Origin of the sequence: Streptomyces sp. GDS52, from assembly GCF_052246875.1 — a bacterium.
Classification (GTDB): domain Bacteria; phylum Actinomycetota; class Actinomycetes; order Streptomycetales; family Streptomycetaceae; genus Streptomyces; species Streptomyces cathayae.
Window position 1 is genome coordinate 5,906,309 of sequence record NZ_CM125966.1, and the last position, 26,256, is coordinate 5,932,564.

Here is a 26,256-nt window from a genome sequence, read left to right on the forward strand (position 1 = left end):
GTTTCCGTGGGCGCGCGGGGTCGTACGGGTGGTCCGGGGCAGCGGCCGGCCCGGTCGTGCCGGACGGCGTCACCGGCGGCCGGGCGCCGCCAGTCGCCGCGCGTGCCGCGCCCGGCGGACCACCGCGTACCCCTTGGTCAGGGCCCGGTCCCGGACGAACACGCGGCTGAGGGCGCGGCCTTCCACCAGCCGTTCGAACTCGGCGGTGTCCGTCGACCGGCGCACCGTGACGCGCCGCAGCGCGTACGGCCCCTGGGCCCGGCGGGCGAGACCGTTGCCGACGGCGAGGGCCTGCGCGTACCCCGTCTCCCGCACCGCCTCCCGCACCCGGCGGCTGGAGTAGCCGTAGGGATAGGCGAACGAGGCCGGCGTGCGGCCCAGTTGGTCCGAGACGATCTCCTTGCAGAGGATCAGTTCGGAGCGCAGCCGCCGGTCGTCGAGCTGGTCGAGCTGCGGGTGGCTGTGGCTGTGGCCGCCGATCTCCACACCCGCGTCGGCCAGTTCGCGCACCTGGTCCCAGTCCAGCATGGTGTCCAGGCCGCCGCCGGTGTCGTGCGGCCCCCGGAGCCATCCGGTGGAGACGAACAGGGTGGCCGGGAAGCCGTGCCGGGCGAGCACGGGCAGGGCGTGCCGGTGCACGCCCTCGTAGCCGTCGTCGAACGTGACGAGCACCGGTCGCGCGGGCAGCGGGCGTCCCGTGCGCCAGCAGGCGGCCAGTTCCGCCGTGTCCACGGGAGTGAGGCCCCGCTCGGCGAGCACCGCCATCTGCCCGGCGAACGCCTGCGGGGTCACGGACAGCGCGCGGGTGGCGTCGTTGGGCTCGGCGGCCACCGAGTGGTACATGAGGATCGGGACGCGTTCGTCAGTCACCTCGGCCACGGGCACCTCCCTGCTCCCCGCCCGGGTGCTCCCCGGCACGGCGGGCCTCGCCGCCGACGTCGGCCACGGAGAACGTGACCCCGCCCCGCCGGGCCCGCACGCTCCCCACCACGTATCCGCCCGCCGCCGTGAGCACCCCGGCGACGATCGCGCCCGCGCGTCCCGCGCCGCCCGGCCGGGCCAGCAGGGCGTCGCGCAGCCCCCGGACCACCCCGGCCGGCAGGACACGCGTGGTGTACCGGCGTTCCGACTCCAGTCCCTTCCCGGCGCCGACGCTCCGCGCCACCAGCGCCTTGGACAGCCCCTCGGCGTAGGTGCGGGTGCGGAAGTAGCGGAAGCGCTCGCGGACCGGGGGCACCCGGTGGTGGATCACCGCACGGTCGTCGATCAGCAGGACCGCGTCGGGCCGGGCGCGGCTGAGGCGGATGCACAACTCCGTCTCCTCCCCGCCCAGCGGGCGCTTGTCGCCGTCCCGCCCGATACCGGTGGCGAAGCCGCCCGCGGCGTCGAAGGCGCTGCGCCGGAAGGAGGCGTTGCCGCCGAGGACGTTGCGCACCCGCACCCGTCCGCGCGGCAGCCCCCGGTACGTGCAGCCCACCACCCAGTCGAACTCCTCGGGGAACCAGGAGGGGCGCCGCCCCGACGCCCAGAGGGGCTCGGTGCGCCCGCCGACCGCCATCACCCGCGGATCGGCGTAGCCCTCGGCGAAGTGCCTGAGCCAGTCGCGTTCGGCCACGGCGTCGTCGTCGAGGAACGCGACGATCTCACCGCGCGAGGCTGCGATGCCGGTGTTGCGGCCGGCGGACAGACCGCGGGGGCCCGCGTTGGCGAGCACCCGCACGTCGTCGGTCTCCTGGTACTCCTTGCCCAGACGGTCCAGCAGACCCTGGTGGTGGTCAACGACCAGCAGGGTCTCCAGGGCCGGCCGGGACTGCGCCCGCACCGAGGCGACCGCCGCGAGGACGTCCTCCCAGCGGTCCTCGGTGTAGGCGCAGATCACGACCGAGATGCCGGTGTCGCTCAAGACACCTTCCCCCGGACCGTTTCGAGCAGCGGCGAGTGACGCGGACGGCGGCGCAGGGCCCGCCGGTTGGAGCGTTCCCCGAGGATGACCCCGAGGACGCGGAACCCGTCCCGCACGGCCCGCAGATTGCTCGTGCCGTGGATGCGCAGGTACTCGTGGCTGGGTATCTCCTGCACTCTCAGCCCGGCCTTGACGACCCGGATGTTCATCAGGGTCTCGACCTCGAAGCCGGTGCAGTCGAGGTCGATCTTGTCCAGGCAGTGCCGCCAGAAGGCGTTGTAGCCGTAGCAGAGGTCGGTGTAGCGGGCGCCGAACTTGCGGTTGACGACACCGCACAGGACCCGGTTGCCGAGCTTGCGGATGAAGGTCATGTCGTCGGTGCCGCCGCCGTTGGCGAAGCGGGACCCCTTGGCGAAGTCGGCGCCCGAGACGAGGGCGGAGACGTACGACACGATCTCGTTGCCGTCGGCCGAGCCGTCCGCGTCGACCATCACGATGATGTCGCCGGTGCAGGCCTGGAACCCGGTGTTCAGGGCGTCCCCCTTGCCCTTCCCGCGCTGTTCGACGACCTTGACGTCCGGCCACAGCTCGCGGGCCACTTCGACGGTGTCGTCGGTGGAGTTGCCGTCGACCAGGACCACTTCGTGGACCCAGTCGGGAAGCGTCTTGAAGACGTACGGCAGGTTCTCCGCCTCGTTCATGGCCGGGATCACCACGCTCACCGGCGGTGCGATGGCCAGGTGCGAGGAGACGGGCCGGTACTTTCCGGTGGCCGGCGGATTCTCGTCCGCGGTCGCCGGCTGCAGAACGGAACTCATGAGTCTGATCCCTCTCGTCCGGTGGGCCGCCCGCCCCCGGGCGGCCCGGCTGTTCGTCCGGTTCGAAAGGGGGGTTCTCACCCGCGGCACGACGGAACGGAGTTCCGCGCACGCCGGGTGAGCTGGCAAAACTGGCCGGCCGCAGAAAGCGACGGCCGACCGCGCGGCACGGCTCGGTCACCGTTGCGGTCACCGAGCACGGCACCCCCCTACCGCGCCCCGCCCCGGTTCGTCGCGGTCCTGAGCCCTCCCCTGGGCCGCATACTGACGAACCGGTGCGAGTGAGATGTATTGCAATGTGTGACGGTATTGATGGTTGAACCCCTATGGCAAGACCTGGAGTCAGATCTCACGTTTTTGTTGGTTTGGCTGTTGCGTGACCCTCCGGCCGGACGGTCCCGGCCCGCACGAGCAGAGCCTTCCGCTCGGCCGGCCGGAAGGGCTTGGGCCGGCGGTCCCCGAAGAAGGCCTCGGTGAAGACGCGTTGACGCCGATGGTCTGCGTGATCCGTATGGTCTGCATGGCCGACTTTGCCCCCCGAAGCGCCGGATGACGGGCTTCAATGTGGCGCAGCCCGTTGTGGGCGTCAAGGTCCGAACGACCCTAAGGCCTGAATTCGTCCGGGATTGAACAGGCCTGCCCGGATGGGGTCCGAGGCGGACAAGCCGCCTGATCCTGGGGGAAGTCACAGTTTTGGCATGGACACTTCCAGTCAACGCGCGTAGTTGCTATGAAAGTTGCGGCAGAGATCCTGCTAAAGGGAGGTTCCATGAGACGTTCCCGGCTTTCCGTCCTTCTCGGCTCACTCCTCCTCGCCGTCGCCACCGCCCTCACCGGGGCAGCCACGGCGCAGGCTTCCCCACAGGCCGCCGCCGGCTATGTGGCGCTCGGCGACTCCTACTCCTCCGGCGTCGGAGCCGGCAGCTACATCGGCTCCAGCGGCGACTGCAAGCGCAGCACGAAGGCCCACCCCTACCTCTGGGCCGCCGCCAACTCCCCCTCGTCCTTCGACTTCACCGCCTGCTCGGGCGCACGGACCGATGACGTCGTCTCCGGGCAGCTCGGCCCGCTCAGCGCCACCACCGGACTCGTCTCGATCAGCGTGGGCGGCAACGACGCCGGTTTCGCCGACGTCATGACGACCTGTGTGCTCCAGTCCGAAAGCACCTGCCTCTCGCGGATCGCCACCGCGCGGGCGTACGTCCAGTCGACGCTGCCCGGCCGGCTCGACAGCGTCTACTCCGCCATCCGCACCCGGGCCCCGAACGCCCATGTCGTCGTCCTCGGCTACCCCCGCTTCTACCAGCTCGGCACGTCCTGCGTCGGCCTCTCCGAGGCCAAGCGGAAGGCGATCAACGACGCGGCCGACCTCCTCGCCACCACCATCGCCCAGCGCGCCCGCGCACACGCCTTCACCTTCGGCGACGTGCGCACCGCCTTCACCGGCCACGAGATCTGCTCCGCCAACTCCTGGCTGCACAGCGTGAACTGGCTCAACATCGGTGAGTCCTACCACCCGAAGGCGGCCGGCCAGTCCGGCGGCTACCTCCCGGTGCTCAACAGCGCGGCCTGATCCGGACGCACGGCCCCCGGTGGCCGCCCGCTCAGGGGGCGGCCACCGAACCGGAACGAGAGGGGGAGGCCCCGCCCGACGGGGTCTCCCCCTCGCACGTCACCGAGAACGGCACCGAGTCGGACCTCGTGCGCACCGGCTCCCGCACCTCCACCCCGATCCAGTTCTCGAACATCCCGGTCGTCGAATACGTCGTCACGGTCACCGTGTCCCGCCGGGTGTGCCCGCCGTCCCGCGGGAACGACAGCGTCCGCCACCCCCGGTCGGCCACCGAACCGTCCTCGGACACCCAGCGGTAGGACACCTCCGCGGGCAGCCGGCCCACCGTGAACGTCGCCGTGAACGCCGGCGCCCGCTCCCTCGGCGGCGGACAGACCCCGGAGTACTCCGTGTGCGCGCCCTCCACCGTCACCCGCACCGACTGCGGCGGCGGGGTGGTCTCCTCACCGTCGTCGTAGCCGTCGTCGCCGCTCGCGGAGACGGTCGGGGCCGGCCCGTCGGTCCGCCCGGCCGTCTCCCCGCCGCCCTCGTCCCGGTTCTCGCCACCGGTCCGCGTGGACGAACTCGCGCCGCCTCCCCGGGGGTCGGTGCCGGAAGCGTCCCCGCCGTCCCCGCCGTCCCCGCGGTTCAGCAGCGCGTACGTCAGCCCGGCCAGCGCCAGGACCAGTACGGCCACGCCCGCGACCAGGGCGGCGGCGGTACGGCGGCCGCGCCCGGGGCGGGCGGTTTCGGCGATCCCGGCTGCCGGAGCCGGAGCTGGAGCCGGAACCGGGGGCAGGGGAGCGGCGGTGGCCCCGTGCGGGTGGGGGCGCGTGGCGACGGTGGGGGTGTACGGCGCCGCCCCCGCCGTGCCGGCGCGGGGCGTGCCTTCCGGGGAAGGGGTGCCCCCGGCGGCGACGAGCCGCAGGTCCTGCTGCGCCCGCTCCGCCGGCAGCCGCTCGGCCGGGTCCTTGCGCAACAGCCCCTCGACGACCGGGGCCAGCGGCCCGGCCCGGCGCGGCGGCGGCAGTTCCTCGTCGACGATCGCACGCAGGGTGCTCAGCGGGGTGTCCTGACGGAACGGCGAGCAGCCCTCCACCGACGCGTACAGCAGCACACCGAGCGACCACAGGTCCGACTCGGGGCCGGGGGTACGGCCCAGCGCCCGCTCCGGGGCGAGGAACTCGGGCGATCCGACGACCTCCCCGGTCATGGTCAGCGCGGAGCTGCCCTCGACCACGGCGATCCCGAAGTCGGTGAGCACGATCCGCCCGTCGTTCGCGATCAGCACGTTGGCGGGCTTCACGTCCCGGTGCAGCACCCCGGCACCGTGCGCGGCGCGCAGCGCGGCGAGCACCTCCGCGCCGACGTGCGCGGCGCGCCGCGGATCCAGTGGGCCCTCGGCCTCCAGGACATCGGCCAGGGACAGGCCGCGGACCAGTTCCATGACGATCCACGGACGTCCGTCCTCGGTCGCCACGTCGTACACCGTCACCACATTGCGGTCGGTGATCCGGGCGGCCGCCCACGCCTCCCGTTCGAGCCGGGTGTACATCCGCTCCACGTCGGCCGCCGAAAGCCCCGCCGGAGCACGTACCTCCTTGACGGCCACCTCACGGTGCAGCACCTCGTCGCGGGCCCGCCACACGGTTCCCATACCGCCCTCACCCAGCGGCGACAGCAACCGGTACCGGCTCGCGATCACCCGCTCACTGCCCGGTTCCTCGGACATGGCGCCCCCTCATCGCATCCGGGCGAATTATTCGTTTCCTCATGAAAATAGCTCAGCCGAGTGCGGATGCCGCCCCTCTGAACACCAATCCGGCGCCCAGGACCACGACGGCGAACGCCGATCCCAGGGGGGCGCTCCGGCGCACGAGCGCAACCGCCGGGCGCGTGGTCCAGCGCGGGCGCCGGGCAAGGAGCCGGGTCACTCCGCTGCCCGCCTTGACGACGGCGTACCCGGCGGCGGTGAGGGTGAGGGCCAGCCCGATGCCGTACGCGACGACGAGCAGCAGCCCGAACCAGGCCTGACCGAGGGCCGCGGCGCCCACCAGCACCACGACGGCGGACGGACTGGGCACCAGCCCGCCGGCGAAGCCGAGCAGGATCGTGCCGCGGAGGGTGGGGGCGACGGGGTGGGTGTGGGTGCGACCGCCGTGGGTGTGCTGGACGGCATGGGGGTGCGGGTGACCGGGACGGTCGTGCGGGCCGTGAACGTGATCATGGCTGCCGTCGCCGTCGCCGTCGCCGTCGCCGTCGCCGTCGCCGTGGTCGTGGTCGTGGTGATGCGTGTGGTTCCGGTTGCGCAGTGCGCGGCGGAGGAGGTTCGCGCCCGCCAGGGTGACGAGTGCCCCGCTCGCGATGCCGAGCCAGGCGACCACCGAGGGCGCGGCGGCCGAACCGGCCGTGACCAACAGGCCGAGGGCGACCACACCGAGGGTGTGGGTGACCGTCACCGAGGCGGCCAGCGGGAGAACGTCCCGCATTCGGGCCCTGCCGCCCCGGGCTGCCGCCGTCGCGGCCATGAGCGTCTTGCCGTGACCCGGCGCGAGCGCGTGCGCCGCGCCGAGGACGAGCGCGATCAGCAGCGCGAGCGCCGCGAAGCCCGCCGTGAGGTCGTGCCGCGCGATGAGATCGTCCAGGGCGCGGGTCCACCGGTCGGCGGCGCGGGGCAGCACGGAGGCGGTCGGCGCGTCGGGCTCCGTCCCCGCCAGCGCGGGACCGCCCGCACGCACCCGCAGGGCCGCGGTCGTGGTGTCGGCCGGTGAGGACAGCAACTCTTCGGGGTAACGGGTCAGTTCGCGTGACTGCGAGGTCCTCGGTACGTCCGACGCTGCCAGCGTCATCCGGTCACCGCGCGCGGTGACCTCCCGCCAGCCGGGACCCGAGGACGCCCCGGCCCCGCGGAAGTCGACGTCCACCGGATCGACCTCGGGCAGCGGGGCCGTCAGCCGGCACTCCACACGCAGCGTGTCGAGCCCTGCCTGACCGGGGTACACGCGCGCGTGGCTGCTTCTCGCGGTGACGGGGACCTTCCGTCCCCCGACGCGGACCTCGCTGTCGCGGGCGGCGGTGGCGCAGCGCCGCCGGGCCCACTCGTCCATGCCCAGCGCCTCGACGTCCGGCTGCACCTGGGTGGCCGGGATCTCGGCGAGGTCCTCGACATGATGGACGCGGAGCTCGCCGGGCGCGGCGACCAGACCGTCGTAACGGTTGACGGTGAAGTTGCCGAGCGGGTGCGCGCTCGCCGTCGCCATCGGCACCAGGGCGAACGCGCAGGCGGCGGTGAGGACGGTGATGCCGACGGCCGGCGTACGACGGAGGTTCACCGCGTCGCCTCCAGGTCCCCCAGGGCGGCACGGGCCGCGCGGGCACCGAGAGGGGAGAAACCGGGGTTCAGCTCCAGCGCCGCCGTGAGGGACCGGCGGGCGTCGCCCTTGTGGCCGGTGGCGTGTTCGATCATGCCGCGGTGGTAGAGGAAGGCGGCGTTGCGGTAGCCCGTGGCCGTGGCCCGGCGGGCGTAGGGGAGTGCCTCCTCGGAGCGTCCGTTCCGGTGCAGGGCCCAGGCGAGGGCGTCCGCGGTGTGGACGCTGTGCCGCCGGTCCCATTCGGTGCGGGCCGCGCGCAGGGCGGTTCGGGTGTCGCCGTGGTCGGCGGCGGCGAGCGCCGTGTCGAGGTCGGCGTTGACCCCGCCGGCGCGGGCGAGGGCGGTCTGCGCGTCGACGAGGACGTACTGGTCCTGGGCCTTCGCGCGGTCGCCTTCGGCGCCCCGGGTCTCGTACAGCTCGCCGAGGGCGACCAGCGGGCCGGGCAGCGGGGAGCGGGCGACGACCTGCTCCAGGGTCTCGATCCCGCCCGCGCGGTCACCGCTCGCGGCCTGGGCGCGGGCCCGGCCCTCCAGGGCGGGGAGGTACTCCTCGTCGGCGCCGAGCGCCCGTGCGTAGTGACGCAGGGCGACTTCGTGGTCCCCCTGGTTCCAGGCCAGTTGACCGAGCGCGGTCGCCACGTACGCCACGTCCGGGGCCGCGGACGCGCTGTCCAGGGCCCGTTCCAGTACCTTGCGGGCGGTCCTCACGTCGCCGCGCAGTTCCCGGACGTACGCGTACCGCGTGAAGACGGGCACCCCCGGGCGCCTGCTGTCCGCCGTGTCGGCGGCCTCGGCGGCCTCGTCGTACCGGCCGAGCTCGACCAGGGCGTCGATCCGGGAGGACAGAGCGCGCTCGCTGTAGGGGTTCTGCCGCAGGGCCCGGTCGGCGTACTTCAGGGCGCCGGAGAAGTCGTGCCGGGCCGCGGCGAGGGCGGCACGGCCGGCCAGGGCCTGCTCATTGCCGGGCTCGAGCGCGAGAGAGCGGACGAACGCCCGCTCCGCCTGCGGGTAGCGCGAGGGGTCACCCTTGGTCCGCGCCTGCTCGACGTAGGCGAGCCCCAGGACGGCCCACCCGCCGAAGTCCCTCGGCTGGAGACGAAGATGGGCCTGCAGGGAGCGGATCCCGGCGTCGAGGCCGCCCCGGGCGAGCACACCGGCCGCGAGCGTCCCGGTCGCGGGAGCGGCCTCGGCCGGCGTCCTGCCCCGGGCGCCCCCGGCGGCGACCGTCCCGGCGGTCGCCGCGACGGCCAGCAGTGCGGCGCACACCGTGAGACGCAGCCCGCGCGAGCGTCGCGCGGCGCCGGAGAACCGGCGCAGGGCGGCCGTCCGGGCGCCGGAGGAGAAGGTGCCGGGGCCGGCACCCGGCTGCGCGCGTGTCGTCCTCGGCGGTGCGGTGGGCTCGGCGGGCCCGGTGCCCCGGCCGCCCTCCGGGGCGTGGTCGTTCGTACGCGGAGGCATGCCTCTCCTCGGTCTGCGGGTGGTTTTCCTCGGTTGTCCGCGGTCGCGGAGCCGGTCAGTACGCCCGGCCGCGCATCCTGCGCCACCACAGCAGGCTCCCGCCGATCAGCAGGATCCCGCCGGCTCCCGCACCGGCGGACGCGGCGATCAGGGTGGTGTCGTCGAAGCCCTCGGCGCCGGCCGGCCGCAGCGCGTCACCGAGCTGGTTGCGTACGTCGTTGCCGCTGTCCACGCCCTCGGCGAGCGGACCGCGCGACCCCTCCGTCGGGTCGGCCAGATACGGGAACGAGGCGCCGAACTCCTTGTCGTTGGCGTCGACCGCGTCGCCCAGGTCGTTCTCCGCGCCGACCAGCTCGCCCTCGACCACCTGGAGCGCCGCGTCGATCACGTCGTCGGTCAGCCGCCGCCCGTTGGGGAAGCCCGCGTTGTCCCCGTCCAGCACACCGAGCCGCTTCGGTTCGGCCGTCGGCTCGATCGACGTGTTGAGACGCAGCATCTCCGACGGCGTCACGTGCGGCGGCTGGTTGAGTCCCTCGACGCCCTTGAGGAAGACGTCGACGAGGTCGTTGCGCGGCTCGGCGGGCGCCTCGATCTTGTAGATCGCCTCGATGAGCTTCGGCAGTTCCGGGTGTGTGACGTTCTTCAGGAACCGGGCGTCGTCCCACGGCGCGGACGCGTTGAAGGTGTCCTTGTCCTTCAGGGGGTTGACGACCTCGTTCACCAGCGGGTTCCCCAGCCGTGACACCTGGGTGAACTTCCCCTTGGCGTTCTTGCGCTGAGTCGTGGACCAGAGGCCGACGACCGGCTGGTCCGCCGACTCGGTGATCATGTGCGTAGGGACCTGGAGGGCCAGGGAGTTGACGTTGTAGCCCTTGAGCGTGTCGTTGCCGACCTCGGAGAGGTTCCCGCCGTACAGCAGGTCGAAGACGCGCAGATCCAGGAAGAACGGGTCGTCGGCCTGGCCGGCGAACGTCGTGGCGCCGCCCGCCAGTTCGTGCACGGCCTGCTCACGGAGCGTGCCGTAGTCCGGCATGGACGCCTTGCCGACGTTCGACGGCGCCACAGGGACGTCGTCCGCGATCTTCGTACGGGACACCAGGTGCTGGTCCTTCAGCTTCAGCAGCTCGATGTCGTAGGTCTGGGTGATGTTGAGGTCCGGGTCGTCCAGGCTGGTGACCGGGCCCGTGTTGTAGAGGAACGTCTTCTCGTTCTTCGTGTGCGTCCTGAAGGTGTAACGGAACAGCAGTTCGCCCTGCGCGTCGCCGTTGTTGTCGATGTGGATGTCGTACTGCGCGTCCTCGGCGAACGTGAAGAAGTTCGGTCCGCCGGCCGGCTCCTCGAACGGGATCCAGTTCGCGATGATCGTCGTCGTGTCCGGTTTGTCGGGGCTGACGAACGCGTACAGATCGGTGTTGTCGTACTGCGGGGTGCCCGAGATCAGTGGGGCCTCCCGGTGGCTGGAGGCGGAGGCCGCCCCCGGTTCCAGCGCAGTCGTGCCGACGGCGGCGAGGCCGCCGGCGGCCAGCGCGCCGCAGATCAGTGTTGCGAGGCTCCTGCGTCCCGCGCCGGTCCTGGAGTTAGGTGTCATGCCGTCCGTCCTCAGTGTCAACTTGCCTGACGCACCGGGATTCGGAGCGGAGTCCCGGCCGGATTGGTCGAAACTCGGGACGGGGTGGAACGTCCGTATTATTTTCCGCTGTTCGACCCGCGTTTTCGGGCCGCTGATCCGTAATCCCATCCGGAGGCATGATCATGGTGAACGCCTCGGTGACCAGGTGGCCCCCGCGGGGCTGGGAGAGGGGGTGCGCGTTGGAGGCGGACGAGCTTCTGGTGCGGGTGGCGGGCGGCGACCAGAAGGCATTCGAGACGCTGTACGGGCTGGTGTCCGGACCGGTGTACGGGCTCGTGCACCGGGTGGTGCGTGATCCCGCCCAGTCGGAGGAGGTCGCGCAGGAGGTGCTGCTCGAACTCTGGCGCTCCGCCGCCCGGTTCGACCCCGGGCGGGGCAGCGCACTGTCCTGGGTCCTCACGCTCGCCCACCGCCGGGCCGTCGACCGGGTGCGCAGCGCCCGCGCGGCCGGTGAGCGCGAACGTCGTGAAGCCGCCCGGCACGGCAGCGGGCCCGCTTTCGACCAGGTCGCCGAGGAGGTCGAGGCCGGTCTGGAACGCGAGTGGGTGCGCCGCTGCCTGGACCGCCTCACCGCCCTGCAACGACAGTCGGTCACCCTCGCCTACTACGACGGCTACACCTACCGTGAGGTGGCCGAACGGCTCTCCCTGCCGCTGGGCACGGTCAAGACACGGATGCGCGACGGCCTCACCCGACTGCGCGACTGCCTGGGAAGTGCCGCATGAGCCTCCTGGACCGGTTGTTGCGCCGAGAAGACCTCCACTCCCTGGCCGCCCCCTACGCGCTCGACGCGCTGGAACCCACCGAGCGCGTCCGCTTCGAGAGGCACCTGAGCACCTGCCGCCGCTGCGCCGCCGAGGTGCGCGTCCTGGCCGAGGACGCCGTCCGCCTGGCCTGGTCCACCGCCGCCCCGGCACCGCCCGCCCTGCGCGACCGGGTACTGGCCGCTGTACGGACCACCCCGCAGGACCCCGCACCCGAAGCCGTGCCCGGGTCCCCGGGACGGAACGGCGTGCAGGCCCCGCAACTGCCACCCCACGTATGGGGTGCCGAGCCCGTGCCGCGGGTCCGGGAACGGCGCCGGATGCCGCTGTTCGTCCCCTTCGCGACGGTCACCGCCGCCGCGGCCCTCGTGGTCGCCTCGCTGTTCGCCGTCCAGGCGGGCCGGACCCAGGACGAACTGAACGCCGAACGGGACCGTTCACGTGAGATCGCACACGTTCTCGCGGCCCCGGACGCCCGCGCGAGCAGCGGCCGGGGTGCGGCGGGCGGCACGATCGGAGTGATCGCTTCCGTATCGGCGGGGGGCGCGGTCGTCACCCTCGGCGGATACGGCAACCCGCCGAACGGACGTGTGCGCCAGCTGTGGCTGATGCGCCCGGGCGCCGCACCGCGCTCCCTGGGGCTCTTCGAGGCCGACACGCCCCTGGTCGCCTCCGACCTCGACAGATCCGCGACATCACTCGCCGTGACCGTCGAGCCTGACGGCGGATCACCGCAGCCCACCACCCGGCCTGTCGTCCAACTCGCCCTGAAAGCGGTCGGATTCGGAGAGTAATCGTCGAGTGTTCGTCAACCTCCTTACGGGGAAGGTGAATCCTGAGAGCGCGATACACGAGTGCCCGTACGGGGCGATAGGGTTACCCTGCCCGGGGTGGACTCGTACGGGTGGGGAGTGACATGGAACGGATAACGGTGCACAGCAGGGCCAGGGTCCCTGCGATCACCTGTGGAAGCAGCGCGACCAGTACGCGCTTGGACCGCCACCTCTCGGTGCTGGCGGGACCCGCCGTCCCGCAGCGGGAGACGGCCGAGGCGACGTCGCTGATGCGTGAGCTGACCGCACGCGACCACGGAGCCAGAGGCGCGCGGGCACGGACGAGCCGTGTCTCGCTCTTCGCCCCGCTGCGTCGGCTGCGTCGCTCCCTGTTCGGCAGCCGTTAGACCCGCGCCCGGACGGGCCCACCGTCCTGGCGCGGTACCACGCGCGTCCCTGTCACCCCACGGCACGCGACGCACACCCCGACACCCGGCACGTCGCCCCCCTTCCACACACCTTCCCCGGCCCACGGTTCCGCGATGTCGTCCCCCGGCGCATCCGTCTCGGCCGCCGTCCGGGCGGCACGCCGCCGTCCGGCGCGTCAGAGCAGGGCGAGCTGGCCCTCCGGCCCCTCCTCGCGGGCGTCCAGCACCGAGGCGGGCCGGTACGCGGATCTCGGCGCCGGGAGCACGCCGGCCCGGCGCAGTTCCGCCGACGTGATCGGGTCGGCCGTCGAACGGACCCTCGACGCGACCTGACGCGGGCGCAGTTCGGCCATGAGCGCGAGGATCGTGATCAGCTCCAGGAGCTCCGAGGTCCAGGTCTGCGGCCAGACGGCCGGACGGATCGCGTCCAGAGTGCCCGGCTCGGCCCCGTCGGTGCGGGCCGCGCACCACCGCTCCAGCACCCGGACCCCGGCCACCTCGAACTCCCAGACCGCCGGCGGCACCGGCGAGATGCGGCCCTCGCCGAGGAACAGGGCCTCCTCGTCGGGTTCGTAGCGCACGGTCAGCGGTCGGGAGGGGAGCGGGGCCCGGACGTAGGGGCGGCGTCCGCCCGGGAGCCGGGGGCGCTCCCCGTCGCGCCGCATCAGCCACAGCAGTCGGTGACCCACCTCCACGCCCGTGGCCCACACCTCGGCGTCCCCGGTGAGCGGCACCGTGAGCCCACCGGGCCCGTTGCGCACCACGGTCATCGTCCAGGCCAGCACGTCGACGGCCGGGACCTTCCGGCCGAGCCGTGCCGCGAGGTGCTCGGTCAGGGCCGGGGCCAGGTTCGGTTCCGTGCCTTCGGGCCGGCGGTACAGCGGGCGGACCCGGCCGGGGCGCAGCACCGGCAGCAGGGACGTGGCGAGCAGCAGCGGACCGGCGGGGTCGTCGGCGCCGGCCCCACCGCTCCCGGCGCGTCCCCCCGGCGGGCGGTCGCTCGGCGCGCGTTCCCCCCGTGGGCGGTCGCTCCGTTCCGTGGTGGCCTCGACGACGAAGATCTGCCGCTCGTCGGTCACCCGCCACAGTTCGGGGCGGGCCGCGTCGATCAGCCGCTGGTCGGGGATCAGCCACTGCTCGTCGAAGGGGGAGCACAGCACGCGGACCGGTTCGGGGCACGGGCCCGAGGCGCGCGCCAGCTTCTCCGTGCCGCCCGACCGGCCCGGCAGTTGCCCGACCGCCGTGTGCGCCGTCCGTGAACGCGTCGGCTGGAACAGGGCTTCCCGGTCGGGCCCCACGGCCTTCAGCAGGGCGTTCCAACGGGCTTTCAGCGCCCCCGGGTCGGGGGCCGCCGGCCACCCCCGGCCGAGTCGCGGCGGTGCGACGGACCACGGCATGAGGTCCGCCAGCAGCGGAGCGTCGTCGTGCGTCACGCTGGGCATCGTACGGCCTGAAGGGCCGACCGGATCAGGTGGCTTCCAGGGTCACCGTGAAGGAGAAGCGGTCACCCCGGTAGTTGATGACGGCCACGTCCAGGACCCGGCCGTCGGTGTCGTAGGTGACGCCCGTGTAGTGCAGGATCGGGCTGAGCAGCGGGACCCGGAGCAGCCGGGCCGTCTCCGGGTCCGCGAGCCGGGCCTCCACCGTGTCCGTGATGCGGCTGATGTCCGCCCCGACGGCGTCCCGCAGCACCTTGGTCATCGGCCAGCGCACCAGGTCGTCCAGGTCGATCCGGGCGGCCAGTTCGGGCCGGACGTAGTTGCGGGCGTGGTTGGTCGGCTCGCCCGTCTGCTCGTCGCCGCGCAGTCGGTGGTACGCCGCCGCCTCGGACAGGTCCGGGAAGTGCTCGGCGAGTTCGGCCGGCACCGGCGCCGGACCGTGCTCCAGCAGTTCGGTCGTCATCCCGGACTGCTGGGCCACGATCGCGTCCACCGAGCCCAGCAGGCGCACCGGGGCGCCCCGCCGGGCATCCGGCTCGATGAACGTGCCGCGCCGGCGGTGGCGGGTGATCAGCCCCTCGTCCTCCAGTTCCTTCAGCGCCTGCCGCATGGTCAGCACGCTCACCCCGTAGTGCCCGGCCAGCTGTTCCTCGGTGGGCAGGCGCAGCGGGTCCCGGGGCGAGCGGCCGAGGATCGAGGCGCGCAGCGACTGCGACACCTGGTACCAGAGCGGCAACTTGCGGTTCAGGACGATCGAGTCCGGAGCGAAGGAGGTCACGAGGTTATCCGTACCGGTCGGGGAACGTTCAGTGCAACGGGCGGAAGTGACGCTCGAGGCCCCGCCACACGTCGTCGTAACCCTGCTGCAGGTGCTCCGCCCGGGCCGCCTGGGGGGTCAGGGACAGCGGCCAGCGGGTCTCGAACATGAAGGCCAGGCCGTCGTCGATCTTCTGCGGGCGCAGCTCGGCGGAGCTCGCCCGCTCGAAGGTCTCCCGGTCCGGGCCGTGCGCCGACATCATGTTGTGCAGCGAGCCCCCACCGGGGACGAAGCCCTCCGCCTTCGCGTCGTACGCGCCCTCGATCAGGCCCATGTACTCGCTCATCACGTTCCGGTGGAAGTACGGCGGCCGGAAGGTGTCCTCGCCCACCAGCCAGCGCGGGGCGAAGACCACGAAATCCACCCCGGCCAGCCCCGGGGTGTCGCTCGGCGAGGTCAGCACCGTGAAGATCGACGGATCCGGGTGGTCGTAGGAGAGGGTGCCCATCACATTGAAACGGCGCAGGTCGTAGGCGTACGGCACATGGTTGCCGTGCCAGGCGACGACATCCAGCGGGGAGTGGTCATAGGTGGCCGACCACAGGTTGCCGCAGAACTTGTTCACCACCTCCACCGGCCCCTCGACGTCCTCGTACGCGGCGACCGGGGCACGGAAGTCCCGGGCGTTGGCCAGCCCGTTGGCGCCGATCGGACCGAGGTCGGGGAGCCGGAACGGCGCCCCGTAGTTCTCGCACACATAACCGCGGGCCGAGGAGTCCAGCAGCTCCACGCGGAAGCGCACCCCGCGAGGGATCAGCGCGATGTGTCCCGGCTCCACCTGCAGCAGCCCGAACTCCGTGCGCAGCAGCAGCCCGCCCCGCTCCGGGACGATCAGCAGCTCACCGTCGGCGTCGCTGAACACCCGCTCCATCGAGGCGGTCGCGTGGTAGAGGTGCACCGCCACTCCGGTGCGCCGGGTGACGTCGCCGTTGCCGCCCAGCGTCCACAGACCGGCCAGGAAGTCGGTGCCCTCCGCCGGTGCGGGCAGCGGGTCCCAGCGCAGGCGGTTGGGGTCGGGCACGGTCTGGGTGAAGGGCGCGCTGCGGAGTGCGCCGTTGCCCGTGCGGGTGAACGCCGGGTGCGCGGCCGACGGGCGGATCCGGTACAGCCAGGAGCGGCGGTTCTCGGCCCGCGGCTCGGTGAACGCCGTACCGCTCAGCTGCTCCGCGTACAGCCCGAGCGGCGCGCGCTGAGGCGAGTTGCGTCCCTCGGGCAGGGCGCCCGGGAGCGCCTCGGAGCTGTGCTCGTTGCCGAAACCGGAGAGGTGGTCGAGTCCCTCGGCGGCCTTGCGCGCTCCCCCGCGCTCGAATGCGCTCGCGCGGGCGGTGCCCCCATCGCTCATCTTCACTGCTCCCTTGCGTGTGATTCCTATGCAGCACCGTAGGATTGCGGTTTCCCCGGCGCAAGGGGGCGGCACGATCCCGCCCCTCGTGTCGCGGCCGCGCCCGCTCCAGGGGCACGCGCTCACCCCTTGGCGGACGACGGGAGAACCCGACTCCAGGGGGAATCCGGGAGTCCGCGCCTCGCCGGTCGGCCGGTCCCCGCGCATCGCGATGCCGCGGGTCGTCGTGGCGTCGGGTCCGCCCGTTCCCGTGGTCTCCGCGTCCCGGCCGGCACGGCGAAGGTCGGGCTCGGTGACCGCGGCGGCTCCGCCCCGGAGCGGCAGCTCTGCCCGAACGAGTGACGCGGTCCCTCTGGCGCCAGGAAATTAGCATCGCTAGTTTATGTGGCGGACGTCGACCCCTGCCCCGGAGGAAGCACGATGAAGGCATACGACGGCATGTACATCGACGGCGCCTGGCGCCCCGCAGCCGGCCCGGACGTGATCGAGGTCGTGAACCCGGCCGACGGGCAGGTGATCGCCACCGTCCCCGCGGGCACCGCCGAGGACGTGGACGCCGCCGTACGGGCCGCCCGTGCCGCCCTGCCGGCCTGGGCCGCGACGCCGCCCGCCGAGCGCGCCGCCCGCCTCGCCGCCCTCCGTGACGTGCTGGTGGCCCGGCAGGAGGAGATCGCCCGGACGGTGACGGCCGAACTCGGCGCGCCCCTGAAGCTCTCGCAGACCGTGCACGCGGGCGTGCCCGTGGCGGTGGCGGGCTCGTACGCCGAACTGGCGGCGACGTACCCCTTCGAGGAGAGGACGGGCAACTCGACCGTCCTGCACGAACCGGTCGGTGTGGTCGGTGCGATCACCCCCTGGAACTACCCCCTCCACCAGATCGTCGCGAAGGCCGCCCCGGCGCTCGCCGCCGGCTGCACGATCGTGGTCAAGCCCGCCGAGGACACCCCGCTGGTCGCCCGGCTCTTCGCGGAGGCGGTGCACGAGGCGGGGGTTCCGGCCGGCGTGTTCAACCTGGTCACCGGCCTCGGCCCGGTGGCCGGCCAGGCCCTCGTCGAACACCCGGGCGTCGACCTGGTCTCCTTCACCGGCTCCACCGCCGTCGGCCGCCGGATCGGCGCCGTCGCCGCGGGCGCGGTCAAGAAGGTCGCCCTCGAACTGGGCGGCAAGTCCGCCAACGTGATCCTCCCCGGCGCCGATCTGGCCCGGGCGGTCAACGTCGGGGTCGCCAACGTGATGTCCAACTCCGGCCAGACGTGCAGCGCCTGGACCCGCATGCTGGTCCACCGCGACCAGTACGACGAGGCCGTCGAGCTCGCCGCGGCCGCCGCCGTGAAGTACGGCGACCGCATCGGCCCCCTCGTCAACGCCGCGCAGCAGGAACGCGTACGCGGCTACATCGAGAAGGGCGTCGCCGAGGGCGCGCGCCTGGTCGCCGGAGGCCCCGACGCCCCGCGCGAGAAGGGGTGCTTCGTCAGCCCCACCGTCTTCGCCGACGTCACCCCGGACATGACGATCGCCCAGGAGGAGATCTTCGGGCCCGTCCTGTCCGTCCTGCGCTACGAGGACGAGGAGGACGCCCTGCGCATCGCCAACGGCACCGTCTACGGACTCGCCGGCGCGGTCTGGGCCGGCGACGAGGCCGAGGCGGCGGCGTTCGCCCGCCGCATGGAGACCGGTCAGGTCGACATCAACGGTGGCCGCTTCAACCCCCTCGCGCCGTTCGGCGGTTACAAGCAGTCGGGCGTGGGACGCGAACTCGGCGTGCACGGCCTGACCGAGTACCTCCAGACCAAGTCCCTCCAGTTCTAGGGGAGTCCAGCCGACATGTCCGTCCGCGCCGCCGTACTGTCCGCCGTCGACGCCCCGTTGGAGACCACGGGGATCGACCTGCCCGAGCCCGGCCCCGGTCAGGTCCGGGTCCGGCTCGCCGCCGCCGGTGTCTGCCACTCCGACCTGTCCCTGACCAACGGCACCATGCGCCTTCCGGTCCCGGCCGTGCTCGGCCACGAGGGCGCCGGCACGGTCGTCTCCGTCGGCGAGGGCGTCACCCATGTCGCCCCCGGCGACGGCGTCGTCCTCAACTGGGCGCCCTCCTGCGGCGCCTGCCCCGCCTGCGCACGCGGCGAGGTGTGGCTGTGCGCCGACGCCCTGAGCGGTGCCGCCCGGGTGCACGCCCACCGCGCCGACGACGGCACCCCGCTGCACCCCGGCCTGAACGTCGCCGCCTTCGCCGAGGAGACGGTGGTGCCCGCGTCCTGCGTCCTGCCCGCCCCGGACGGCGTCCCGCTCACCGACGCCGCCCTGCTGGGGTGCGCCGTGCTCACCGGCTACGGCGCCGTCCACCACTGCGCGAGGGTCCGGCCGGGCGAGTCGGTCGCGGTGTTCGGTGCCGGGGGAGTGGGCCTCGCCGCCCTCCAGTCGGCCCGGATCGCCGGCGCGACGACGATCGTCGCGGTCGACGTCTCCCCGGCCAAGGAGGAACTGGCGCGCTCCGCCGGGGCGACCCACTACCTCGTCGCCTCGGACACCACGGCCCGCGAGATCCGCGCCCTCACCGGGAAGCAGGGCGTGGACGCGGCCGTCGAATGCGTCGGCCGCGCCACCACCATCCGCACCGCCTGGGACTCCACCCGGCGCGGCGGCCGCACCGCGGTCGTCGGCATCGGAGGCAAGGACCAGCAGGTCACCTTCAACGCCCTGGAGATCTTCCACTGGGGCAGAACCCTGTCCGGCTGCGTCTACGGCAACTCCGACCCCGCCCGGGACCTCCCCGTCCTCGCCGGACACATCCGGGCGGGCCGTTTCGACCTGGGAGCCCTGGTGACGGAACGGATCACCCTGGACGGCATCCCGGCGGCCTTCGACACCATGTCGGCGGGCAAGGGCGGACGAGCCCTGGTGGTCTTCCAGGGGCCCTGAACACGGGGGGAGTCCGATCGGCTCGCGGCGCCAGCGGTGTCACGGGGGTCTCCCTGCTCGCGGCGTTCGGGGGAGTGCGTGCCGGGCGTCGCGAGCCGGGCTCCCCTTGCGCGCGGATATGTGCGGATGTATGCGGATGCGTGCGGAGCTCTAGGAATCCCGCACCCGCTCGTACTGCTGGGCCAGACCGTCCAGCAGCGCCGTCAGTCCCGTCTCGAAGGCCCGCTCGTCGATCTTCTCCTGTTTCTCGGCGAGCAGATGGGCCTGCCCGAGGTGGGGGTAGTCGGCAGGATCGTAGGCGCCGGCGTCGTCCACGAAGCCGCCGGCGAAGGAGCCGAGCGCCGATCCCATGATGAAGTACCGCATCAGCGCGCCGATGGACGTGGCCTGCGCCGGCGGCCAGCCGGCCTCGACCATCGCGCCGTAGGCCGCGTCGGCGAGCCGCAGGCCGGCCGGGCGGCGGCCGGGGCCGCGCGCCATGACCGGCACGATGTTGGGGTGGGCGCGCAGTGCGGCGCGGTAGGAGACGGCCCAGTCGTGCAGCGCGGTCCGCCAGTCCCGGCCGTCCTCGAACATCGACAGGTCGACCAGCGCGCTCACCGAGTCGGCCACCGCCTCGAGGATCTCGTCCTTGGTGCGGAAGTGGTTGTAGAGCGAGGGTCCGCTGACCCCCAGCCGTGCGGCGAGCCGCCGTGTGGAGACGGCCGCGAGGCCCTCCGCGTCCACGAGCGCACGGGCCGTCTCGACGATCCGGTCGGGGCTGAGCAGGGGCTTGCGCGGTCGGGCCATGGCGCACATAGTAGGGCTGCAACAGAAAACTAGCAGTGCTAATCAATTGGGGTGGCCGTCATGAACCTGGAGCTCAGCGAGGAGCACCGTGCCGTCCGCCGGCTCGCCCAGGACTTCGTGGAGCGGGAGGTCGTCCCCCACGCCACGGCCTGGGACCGGGCCGAGGAGGTCGACCGCGGCATCGTGAGGAAGCTCGGCGAGGTCGGGTTCCTCGGGCTGACGATCGACGAGCGGTACGGGGGCTGCGGCGGCGACCACCTCGCGTACTGCCTGGTCACCGAGGAGCTGGGCCGCGGCGACTCCTCCGTGCGCGGGATCGTCTCCGTGTCCCTGGGGCTGGTGGCCAAGACGGTCGCGGCCTGGGGCGACGAGGAGCAGAAGCGGACCTGGCTTCCCGGGCTCACCTCGGGCGCGTACGTCGGCTGCTTCGGCCTCACCGAGCCGGGCACGGGTTCGGACGCCGGGAACCTCTCCACCCGTGCGGTGCGCGACGGCGAGGACTACGTCATCAACGGCACCAAGATGTTCATCACCAACGGAACCTGGGCCGACGTGGTCCTGCTCTTCGCCCGTTCCACCGACGCCCCCGGCCACCAGGGGATGTCCGCGTTCCTCGTTCCCGCCGACACCCCCGGCCTGACGCGTCGCGCCCTGCACGGCAAGCTCGGTCTGCGCGGTCAGGCCACCGCCGAGCTGGTGCTGGAGGACGTGCGCGTGCCCGCGTCCGCGATGCTGGGCCCCGAGGGCAAGGGTTTCCCGGTCGCCATGTCCGCCCTCGCCAAGGGGCGCATGTCGGTCGCGGCGGGCTGTGTCGGCATAGCCCAGGCCGCGCTCGACGCGGCCGTGCGGTACGCGGGCGAGCGCGAGCAGTTCGGGAAGACCATCGCCCACCACCAACTCGTCCAGGAGCTGCTCAGCGACATCGCCGTGGACGTCGACGCCGCCCGGCTGCTGACCTGGCGGGTCGCGGACCTGGTCGACCGCGGACGGCCGTTCGCCGTGGAGTCCTCCAAGGCCAAGCTCTTCGCCTCGGAGGCGGCCGTCCGCGCCGCGAACAACGCCCTCCAGGTCCACGGCGGTTACGGCTACATCGACGAGTACCCGGCGGGCAAGCTGCTGCGCGACGCCCGCGTCATGACCCTCTACGAGGGCACCAGCCAGATCCAGAAACTGGTCATCGGACGCGCCCTGACCGGGGTCTCGGCGTTCTGAGTACCACCTGAGTATCCGAGCGGATGTGGCCGCGGACGCATCCGCCGATCCTTGTCCCCATGAGCGACACACCGGTCAAGCAGCAGAGCACGGCCGCCTTCTACGGTCAGGCCGTGGCGTCCTTCGGAGTGGCCATGGGAGCCACCGCGGTCGGCATCCTCAACCTCGAGACCGATGTCTGGGTCCGCGCCTTCCTGGGCATCGCGGTCATGTACCTCGTCACCTCCGCCTTCACCCTGGCCAAGGTCATCCGTGACCGCCAGGAGGCCGGGCAGATCGTGAACCGCGTCGACCAGGCCCGGCTGGAGAAGCTCCTCGCCGAACACGACCCGCTGCAGAAGCTCTGACACGGGGCGTGCCGGGGCCCTTCGGGCAGACCGGCCCTAAGCGCCCGCTCACCCTTGCCGGTATGGTGTTACCCCTGTCGGCGAATGAGGTGAGCGATGAGTGCGGCGCAGGACACGGCCGGCGGTGAGGCGCAGCCGTGGGGCGAGGTCACACCCGACGCGGCGCGACGGCTGCTGCTCGCCGCCGTGGAGGCGTTCGCGGAACGCGGCTACCATGCCACGACGACCCGCGACATCGCGGGCCGCGCCGGCATGAGCCCGGCCGCGCTCTACATCCACTACAAGACCAAGGAAGAGCTGCTCCACCGCATCAGCCGGATCGGCCACGAGAAGGCCGTGGACATCCTGCGCACCGCGGCCCGTGCCGAGGGCGGCCCGGCCGAACGGCTCGCCGAGGCGGTGAGCTCCTTCGTCCGCTGGCACGCCGGCGGGCGCACCACCGCGCGGGTCGTGCAGTACGAACTCGACTCGCTCGGTCCCGACGCCCGCGCCGAGATCACCACCCTGCGCCGGCAGGTCGACGCCGAGGTGCGCGGGATCATCGAGGAGGGCGTGCGCACGGGCGAGTTCGACGTCCCCGACGTGCGGGGCACCACCCGCGCCGTGCTCTCCCTCTGCGTCGACGTGGCGCGCTGGTTCACCATCGACGGCGACCGGACCCCCGAGGAGGTCGGCGCCCTCTACGCCGACCTCGTGCTGCGGATGGTCGGCGCCGACCGGACGGGCACCGTTCAGAGGTAGTAGCGGGCCACCGACTCGGCCACGCACACCGGCTTCTCGCCGCCCTCGCGCTCCAGCGTGAAGGCCGTGGTCACCTGGACGCCGCCCGCCACCTCGTCGACGGCGGTGACCTTCGCGGTGGCACGCACCCGCGACCCGACGGGGACGGGCGCGGGGAAACGCACCTTGTTCGTGCCGTAGTTGACGCCCATCTTCACGCCCTCGACGGAGAGCAGCTGCGGGCCGAACAGCGGCAGCAGCGACAGCGTCAGATAGCCGTGCGCGATGGTCGTGCCGAACGGCCCGGCCGCCGCCTTCTCCGGATCGACATGGATCCACTGGTGGTCACCGGTGGCCTCGGCGAACAGGTCGATCCGCTTCTGGTCGACCTCCAGCCAGTCCGTGTACCCCAGTTGCTCGCCCACCGCCGCCTTCAGGTCGTCGACGGAGGTGAAGATCCTCGGCTCTGCCATGTCCCGGCCTTTCGCGTCACGTGATCGCACGCACCCACCCGCGCACGTCTGCCTAAGCGACTGCTTAGCATGGTCGGCCGTGCGGCCCTTGTCAACGGACCCGGGCCGTGCGGGACGGGTAGGCTTCGAGGGGTGCCCCAGATTCCGGAGAAGATCCACGAGCTCACGGTCGGCCAGCTCTCCGCGCGCAGCGGCGCCGCCGTGTCGGCCCTGCACTTCTACGAGTCGAAGGGCCTGATCGGCAGCCGCCGCACCACGGGCAACCAGCGCCGCTACAGCCGTGACACCCTCCGTCGGGTGGCGTTCATCCGGGCCGCCCAGCGCGTCGGCATCCCGCTCGCGACGATCCGCGGGGCGCTCGCCGAGCTCCCCCAGGAACGTACTCCCACCCGGGACGACTGGGCGCATCTCTCCGAGGCCTGGCGCGCCGAACTGGACGAGCGCATCAAGCAGCTCAACCGGCTGCGCGATCACCTCACCGACTGCATCGGCTGCGGCTGCCTCTCGCTGGACACCTGCGTCCTGTCCAACCCGGACGACGTCTTCGGCGGACGCCTGACGGGCTCCCGACTGCTGCCTGGGGCACCCGAGAAACCCGAGAAGCCCAAGAAACCCGAGTGCACCGAGAGCACAGTCGGTGGGCGATCGGGCGACCAGGCGGGCGGGGGCCCGTCCGGGCGGGGATCCGGGTGACAGTGGGGGCGCGGCATCCCCGGCGCGCCCCCACACCCCTCAGGCCGACACCAGCAGTTTCGACCGCCTGGCGTCCGCCAGTGCTTCGGCGGTCAGGACGGGGCGCGGCACCAGGATCCCGCAGTCCGTGCAGACCGGACCCGTCGACGGCTCGTGGTCCAGGTCGTACCGCCACCTGAGCCGTTCCCCCCGGCACACGGGGCAGGCCGAACCCGGCTCTCGCTCCAGCGCGGCGATCAGCCGTCGCAGCACCTCGGCCAGCGGCTCACGCGGATGTACGCGCGGGTCGTCGCACCAGGCCACGCCGAAACCGCCCCAGGTCAGCCGGTGCCAGTCGTCCACGCTGCCCGGCCTGCGCAGGCCGTCGTGCTTCTCCTTCCTGCGGCGCTCGGCGAACTCGACCTCGTAGGACTGCCAGACCGCCCGGGCCTCCTCCAGTTCGTCCAGTGCGGCCACGAGCCGCGCCGGGTCGACGGAGCGGTCCTCGGGGTCGAACCCGGCACGGGAGCACAGATGGTCCCAGGTCGCCCTGTGTCCGTACGGAGCGAATCGCTCAAGGCACTTGCGCAGCGAATAGCGCCGCAGCGCCAGGTCGCACCGTGGATCTCGGACCTGTCTCGCCAGACTTCGGAAACCGGCCATCGTCCTGCACCTCCGTCACACCTGCACCTGTAATCCGGTCACTTCGGCGTCGTCGAACGGACGTCGTCGAGTAGACGTATCGACACGCGGATCGGCTCCATCTTTTTTCGACGGCCCCCGTCGGGCGGTCACGGACCGGCCGTCGGCCGGTCATGGTGAGTCACCGGTCAACTCCCGTGTCCGATGATTCAGTTGTGGTTCCGTGTGGTCATCTTCAGCACCGCCGCAGCGGAAGGTGGCGCGTGTTCACCTTCCGTCGCGGGGACACCGGCGGTAGCCTCCCGCCCCGTCCCCGTCGGGAGGAGCCCCCGTGCCGCGGCGTGCCGCGCACACCCCTCGACAGTCTGAGAACTCCCCGCAGCCTCCACGGGTTCCTGAAGAACGCGACGTTATGCGCACCGATCGCTTCCCTGATCACCCCGCTGTCCCCGGCGGACGCGGCCGAGGCGGCATCGCCGCAGGTGACAGAGGTGAACGACCTGGGGAAGCCGAACGGCGGCGGGCCACTGTCCGGCCCGCCGCCGTTCCTGTCGCTGTAGCCGCCTCAGCCGTCTCAGCCGTCTTAGCCGCCGTAGCCGCCGTACGGCGCGTGCCCGGCGGACTGCCCGCGAGGCGGACGCCCGTGCGTCAGCGGTACAGCAGGTACTCCCGGCGCATCCGACGGAACGCCGCCAGTTCGTCCCGCCAGCCGGCCACGACCTCGTCCGTGTCCGCGCCCGCGTCGATCATCGTGCGCACCCGCGTGGAGCCGGTCAGCTTGTCGATCCAGTGGTCCGGACGCCAGGCGAATCCGCTCCACGCCCGCTTGGCGGTGACCAGCAGCCCCACTCCCGTACGTACCGGATCGAACGCGTCCCGGTCGTGCACGTGGAGCTGCACGCCCCCGACGGTCCTCCCCTGGAACTTGGAGAACGTGGGCGCGAAGTACGCCTCACGGAACCGCACACCCGCCAGGCCGAGCCCGTTCGCCTCGGCCGCCCAGCGCCCGTCGATCCCCTCCGCGCCCAGCAGTTCGAACGGCCGGGTCGTCCCGCGCCCCTCGGACAGGTTGGTGCCCTCGAAGAGGCACGTCCCCGCGTACACCAGGGCCGTCTCGGGCGTCGGCATGTTGGGGCTGGGCGGTACCCACGGCAGCCCCGAGGCGTCGTAGAAGTCGGACCGCCGCCAGCCCGACATCCGTACCGTCTCCAGCCGTACCGGATCGGCCAGGAACTCCGCGTTGAACAGTCGCGCCAGCTCCGCCACCGTCATCCCGTGCGCCTGCGCGATCGGCTGCCGCCCGACGAACGTCGCGAACTCCGGATGCAGCACGGGCCCCAGCGCCGCCCGCCCGGTCATCGGGTTCGGCCGGTCGAGGACGACGAACCGCTTGCCCGCGAGCCGCGCCGCCTCCATGCAGTCGTAGAGCGTCCAGATGTAGGTGTAGAAGCGGGCGCCCACGTCCTGGATGTCGAAGACGACCGTGTCGACGCCGGACGCGGTGAAGACGTCGGCCAGGGGCCGGCCGCTCTTCAGGTACGTGTCGTAGACGGGCAGGCCGGTCGCCGGGTCGTCGTGGCGGCCCTCGGAGCCGCCCGCCTGCGCGGTGCCCCGGAAGCCGTGCTCGGGTCCGAACACGGCGGTCAGGTCCACGCGGTCGTCGGCGTGCATGACGTCGACGATGTGCCGTACGTCCCGGGTGATGCCCGTCGGGTTGGTGACCACGCCGACGCGTCGGCCGTCGAGCAGCGCGTAACCGTCCGCCGCGAGCTGCTCGAAGCCGGTGCGCAGCCTCCGGCCCGCGGCGGGGGCCCGGCCGGGGGCCGCGTGCGCCGGGACGGTGGTGGCGGCGGTGGCCGCAGTGGCCGAGAGGGCAGCCGTGGTGGTGGCGAGCAGGCTCCGTCTGGACAGCTTCATACCGTGACCTCCGTGATCGCTGCGGGTGTCATGCCCACGCACGTTAACGCGCGTGAACCGCGCCGGGGAACGAGCAGGGCCCGGCCGGTTCACGTCTTCTCCTTCCGCCCGGCATACCGACCGGTTAGTCTGGCGTGATGCGGGCGGCGTGACGGCGGCAACGCGGCGCGTCACCGCCGCGGCCGGGCCGAGAGCGCCGAGATCGCCGGGATCACCGGGATCACCGGGATCACCGGGAAACAGAGCCGGCCGGGCAAGCGGTCGGCCGGTC

Annotated in this window: 24 protein-coding genes; 10 read left to right on the plus strand and 14 right to left on the minus strand. The window is 72.7% G+C overall.

All coding sequences use genetic code 11. The features are described from left to right. Positions 1 to 69: 69 nt before the first annotated feature. From ACTWJ9_RS26950 to ACTWJ9_RS26960, 3 genes are read right to left on the minus strand one after another with little or no spacing between them, the layout of a single operon-like run. Complete coding sequence (locus ACTWJ9_RS26950; protein ID WP_387041600.1) at positions 70 to 870, minus strand: polysaccharide deacetylase family protein; 801 nt, start codon at positions 868 to 870, stop codon at positions 70 to 72. Further along, entirely contained in the window at positions 863 to 1,903 is a 1,041-nt protein-coding gene (locus tag ACTWJ9_RS26955) for a glycosyltransferase (protein ID WP_443294873.1), read from the minus strand. The genes ACTWJ9_RS26950 and ACTWJ9_RS26955 overlap by 8 nt, the downstream gene beginning before the upstream one ends. Beyond that, positions 1,900 to 2,721 (minus strand): glycosyltransferase family 2 protein, encoded by an 822-nt coding sequence (locus tag ACTWJ9_RS26960; RefSeq protein WP_279336861.1) that lies wholly within the window; start codon positions 2,719 to 2,721, stop codon positions 1,900 to 1,902. Before ACTWJ9_RS26960 ends, ACTWJ9_RS26955 begins: the two co-directional genes overlap by 4 nt. A 769-nt stretch (positions 2,722 to 3,490) precedes the next feature. Between ACTWJ9_RS26960 and ACTWJ9_RS26965 the strand changes: the two genes are divergently transcribed. Then, positions 3,491 to 4,294, plus strand: a complete 804-nt coding sequence (locus tag ACTWJ9_RS26965; RefSeq protein ID WP_279336862.1) for an SGNH/GDSL hydrolase family protein — start codon at positions 3,491 to 3,493, stop codon at positions 4,292 to 4,294. 31 nt (positions 4,295 to 4,325) lie between these two features. Here ACTWJ9_RS26965 and ACTWJ9_RS26970 read toward each other — a convergent pair whose 3' ends face one another. From ACTWJ9_RS26970 to ACTWJ9_RS26985, 4 genes are read right to left on the minus strand one after another with little or no spacing between them, the layout of a single operon-like run. Further along, positions 4,326 to 6,005 carry a serine/threonine-protein kinase gene (locus tag ACTWJ9_RS26970; protein WP_443294874.1) on the minus strand — a complete coding sequence of 560 codons (1,680 nt, stop codon included), beginning with the start codon at positions 6,003 to 6,005 and terminating at the stop codon, positions 4,326 to 4,328. Positions 6,006 to 6,057: 52 nt separating this feature from the next. Continuing rightward, positions 6,058 to 7,605, minus strand: coding sequence for a HoxN/HupN/NixA family nickel/cobalt transporter (locus ACTWJ9_RS26975; protein WP_443294875.1), 1,548 nt, complete (start codon positions 7,603 to 7,605; stop codon positions 6,058 to 6,060). After that, positions 7,602 to 9,101, minus strand: a complete 1,500-nt coding sequence (locus tag ACTWJ9_RS26980) for a tetratricopeptide repeat protein (protein ID WP_443294876.1) — start codon at positions 9,099 to 9,101, stop codon at positions 7,602 to 7,604. Before ACTWJ9_RS26980 ends, ACTWJ9_RS26975 begins: the two co-directional genes overlap by 4 nt. 55 nt (positions 9,102 to 9,156) lie before the next feature. Continuing rightward, positions 9,157 to 10,689 (minus strand): DUF4331 domain-containing protein, encoded by a 1,533-nt coding sequence (locus tag ACTWJ9_RS26985; RefSeq protein ID WP_279336865.1) that lies wholly within the window; start codon positions 10,687 to 10,689, stop codon positions 9,157 to 9,159. Between the two features lie 221 nt (positions 10,690 to 10,910). Between ACTWJ9_RS26985 and ACTWJ9_RS26990 the strand changes: the two genes are divergently transcribed. The 3 genes from ACTWJ9_RS26990 (at position 10,911) to ACTWJ9_RS27000 (ending at position 12,675) form a co-directional block, all read left to right on the plus strand. After that, positions 10,911 to 11,456, plus strand: a complete 546-nt coding sequence (locus ACTWJ9_RS26990) for a sigma-70 family RNA polymerase sigma factor (RefSeq protein WP_279338111.1) — start codon at positions 10,911 to 10,913, stop codon at positions 11,454 to 11,456. Next, positions 11,453 to 12,289: an anti-sigma factor gene (locus ACTWJ9_RS26995; protein WP_279336866.1), complete on the plus strand. Its 837-nt coding sequence runs from the start codon at positions 11,453 to 11,455 to the stop codon at positions 12,287 to 12,289. Before ACTWJ9_RS26990 ends, ACTWJ9_RS26995 begins: the two co-directional genes overlap by 4 nt. 122 nt (positions 12,290 to 12,411) lie before the next feature. Next, positions 12,412 to 12,675: a hypothetical protein gene (locus ACTWJ9_RS27000; RefSeq protein ID WP_279336867.1), complete on the plus strand. Its 264-nt coding sequence runs from the start codon at positions 12,412 to 12,414 to the stop codon at positions 12,673 to 12,675. A gap of 197 nt (positions 12,676 to 12,872) precedes the next feature. Here ACTWJ9_RS27000 and ACTWJ9_RS27005 read toward each other — a convergent pair whose 3' ends face one another. From ACTWJ9_RS27005 to hmgA, 3 genes are read right to left on the minus strand one after another with little or no spacing between them, the layout of a single operon-like run. After that, positions 12,873 to 14,138 carry a type ISP restriction/modification enzyme gene (locus tag ACTWJ9_RS27005; RefSeq protein ID WP_387038798.1) on the minus strand — a complete coding sequence of 422 codons (1,266 nt, stop codon included), beginning with the start codon at positions 14,136 to 14,138 and terminating at the stop codon, positions 12,873 to 12,875. Positions 14,139 to 14,163: 25 nt separating this feature from the next. Continuing rightward, positions 14,164 to 14,913, minus strand: a complete 750-nt coding sequence (locus tag ACTWJ9_RS27010; RefSeq protein WP_279336869.1) for a GntR family transcriptional regulator — start codon at positions 14,911 to 14,913, stop codon at positions 14,164 to 14,166. A gap of 28 nt (positions 14,914 to 14,941) precedes the next feature. Next, a complete protein-coding gene (gene hmgA / locus ACTWJ9_RS27015) occupies positions 14,942 to 16,294 on the minus strand; it encodes a homogentisate 1,2-dioxygenase (RefSeq protein WP_279336870.1) in 1,353 nt (450 codons plus the stop codon). 420 nt (positions 16,295 to 16,714) lie between these two features. Between hmgA and ACTWJ9_RS27020 the strand changes: the two genes are divergently transcribed. Together ACTWJ9_RS27020 and ACTWJ9_RS27025 are read left to right on the plus strand one after the other, a co-directional pair. Next, positions 16,715 to 18,103, plus strand: coding sequence for an aldehyde dehydrogenase family protein (locus ACTWJ9_RS27020; RefSeq protein WP_387038801.1), 1,389 nt, complete (start codon positions 16,715 to 16,717; stop codon positions 18,101 to 18,103). A 15-nt stretch (positions 18,104 to 18,118) separates the two neighbouring features. Further along, a complete protein-coding gene (locus tag ACTWJ9_RS27025; RefSeq protein WP_387038803.1) occupies positions 18,119 to 19,213 on the plus strand; it encodes a Zn-dependent alcohol dehydrogenase in 1,095 nt (364 codons plus the stop codon). Between the two features lie 150 nt (positions 19,214 to 19,363). Here ACTWJ9_RS27025 and ACTWJ9_RS27030 read toward each other — a convergent pair whose 3' ends face one another. Continuing rightward, complete coding sequence (locus tag ACTWJ9_RS27030) at positions 19,364 to 20,002, minus strand: TetR/AcrR family transcriptional regulator (RefSeq protein WP_279336873.1); 639 nt, start codon at positions 20,000 to 20,002, stop codon at positions 19,364 to 19,366. A gap of 60 nt (positions 20,003 to 20,062) precedes the next feature. Here ACTWJ9_RS27030 and ACTWJ9_RS27035 point away from each other — a divergent pair, with 60 nt between their 5' ends. From ACTWJ9_RS27035 to ACTWJ9_RS27045, 3 genes are all read left to right on the plus strand, one after another. Next, entirely contained in the window at positions 20,063 to 21,214 is a 1,152-nt protein-coding gene (locus tag ACTWJ9_RS27035; RefSeq protein WP_279336874.1) for an acyl-CoA dehydrogenase family protein, read from the plus strand. 59 nt (positions 21,215 to 21,273) lie between these two features. Continuing rightward, positions 21,274 to 21,561, plus strand: a complete 288-nt coding sequence (locus ACTWJ9_RS27040) for a YiaA/YiaB family inner membrane protein (RefSeq protein WP_279336875.1) — start codon at positions 21,274 to 21,276, stop codon at positions 21,559 to 21,561. Positions 21,562 to 21,657: 96 nt separating this feature from the next. Further along, complete coding sequence (locus ACTWJ9_RS27045) at positions 21,658 to 22,302, plus strand: TetR/AcrR family transcriptional regulator (RefSeq protein WP_279336876.1); 645 nt, start codon at positions 21,658 to 21,660, stop codon at positions 22,300 to 22,302. Here ACTWJ9_RS27045 and ACTWJ9_RS27050 read toward each other — a convergent pair. Further along, the gene (locus ACTWJ9_RS27050) at positions 22,293 to 22,754 is read right to left on the minus strand and encodes a MaoC family dehydratase (protein ID WP_279336877.1); all 462 of its coding nucleotides are present in this window, start codon (positions 22,752 to 22,754) and stop codon (positions 22,293 to 22,295) included. The two genes, ACTWJ9_RS27045 and ACTWJ9_RS27050, sit on opposite strands and share 10 nt — an antisense overlap. Positions 22,755 to 22,886: 132 nt before the next feature. Between ACTWJ9_RS27050 and soxR the strand changes: the two genes are divergently transcribed. Further along, on the plus strand, positions 22,887 to 23,447 hold the full coding sequence (gene soxR, locus ACTWJ9_RS27055) for a redox-sensitive transcriptional activator SoxR (protein WP_279336878.1): 561 nt from the start codon (positions 22,887 to 22,889) through the stop codon (positions 23,445 to 23,447). Positions 23,448 to 23,486: 39 nt separating this feature from the next. Here soxR and ACTWJ9_RS27060 read toward each other — a convergent pair whose 3' ends face one another. Beyond that, positions 23,487 to 24,089, minus strand: coding sequence for a hypothetical protein (locus tag ACTWJ9_RS27060; RefSeq protein WP_279336879.1), 603 nt, complete (start codon positions 24,087 to 24,089; stop codon positions 23,487 to 23,489). 627 nt (positions 24,090 to 24,716) lie between these two features. After that, positions 24,717 to 25,985 carry an exo-beta-N-acetylmuramidase NamZ family protein gene (locus tag ACTWJ9_RS27065; protein WP_279336881.1) on the minus strand — a complete coding sequence of 423 codons (1,269 nt, stop codon included), beginning with the start codon at positions 25,983 to 25,985 and terminating at the stop codon, positions 24,717 to 24,719. Between the last annotated feature and the right edge of the window lie 271 nt (positions 25,986 to 26,256).

Coding starts and splice junctions, on each gene's coding strand:
- ACTWJ9_RS26960 (WP_279336861.1), bottom strand. CDS start 2,721: ATGAGTTCCGTTCTGCAGCCGGCGACCGCGGACGAGAATCCGCCGGCC.
- ACTWJ9_RS26965 (WP_279336862.1), top strand. CDS start 3,491: ATGAGACGTTCCCGGCTTTCCGTCCTTCTCGGCTCACTCCTCCTCGCC.
- ACTWJ9_RS26970 (WP_443294874.1), bottom strand. CDS start 6,005: ATGTCCGAGGAACCGGGCAGTGAGCGGGTGATCGCGAGCCGGTACCGG.
- ACTWJ9_RS26980 (WP_443294876.1), bottom strand. CDS start 9,101: ATGCCTCCGCGTACGAACGACCACGCCCCGGAGGGCGGCCGGGGCACC.
- ACTWJ9_RS26985 (WP_279336865.1), bottom strand. CDS start 10,689: ATGACACCTAACTCCAGGACCGGCGCGGGACGCAGGAGCCTCGCAACA.
- ACTWJ9_RS26995 (WP_279336866.1), top strand. CDS start 11,453: ATGAGCCTCCTGGACCGGTTGTTGCGCCGAGAAGACCTCCACTCCCTG.
- ACTWJ9_RS27000 (WP_279336867.1), top strand. CDS start 12,412: ATGGAACGGATAACGGTGCACAGCAGGGCCAGGGTCCCTGCGATCACC.
- ACTWJ9_RS27005 (WP_387038798.1), bottom strand. CDS start 14,138: ATGCCCAGCGTGACGCACGACGACGCTCCGCTGCTGGCGGACCTCATG.
- hmgA (WP_279336870.1), bottom strand. CDS start 16,294: ATGAGCGATGGGGGCACCGCCCGCGCGAGCGCATTCGAGCGCGGGGGA.
- ACTWJ9_RS27020 (WP_387038801.1), top strand. CDS start 16,715: ATGAAGGCATACGACGGCATGTACATCGACGGCGCCTGGCGCCCCGCA.
- ACTWJ9_RS27025 (WP_387038803.1), top strand. CDS start 18,119: ATGTCCGTCCGCGCCGCCGTACTGTCCGCCGTCGACGCCCCGTTGGAG.
- ACTWJ9_RS27030 (WP_279336873.1), bottom strand. CDS start 20,002: ATGGCCCGACCGCGCAAGCCCCTGCTCAGCCCCGACCGGATCGTCGAG.
- ACTWJ9_RS27035 (WP_279336874.1), top strand. CDS start 20,063: ATGAACCTGGAGCTCAGCGAGGAGCACCGTGCCGTCCGCCGGCTCGCC.
- ACTWJ9_RS27040 (WP_279336875.1), top strand. CDS start 21,274: ATGAGCGACACACCGGTCAAGCAGCAGAGCACGGCCGCCTTCTACGGT.
- ACTWJ9_RS27045 (WP_279336876.1), top strand. CDS start 21,658: ATGAGTGCGGCGCAGGACACGGCCGGCGGTGAGGCGCAGCCGTGGGGC.
- ACTWJ9_RS27050 (WP_279336877.1), bottom strand. CDS start 22,754: ATGGCAGAGCCGAGGATCTTCACCTCCGTCGACGACCTGAAGGCGGCG.
- ACTWJ9_RS27060 (WP_279336879.1), bottom strand. CDS start 24,089: ATGGCCGGTTTCCGAAGTCTGGCGAGACAGGTCCGAGATCCACGGTGC.
- ACTWJ9_RS27065 (WP_279336881.1), bottom strand. CDS start 25,985: ATGAAGCTGTCCAGACGGAGCCTGCTCGCCACCACCACGGCTGCCCTC.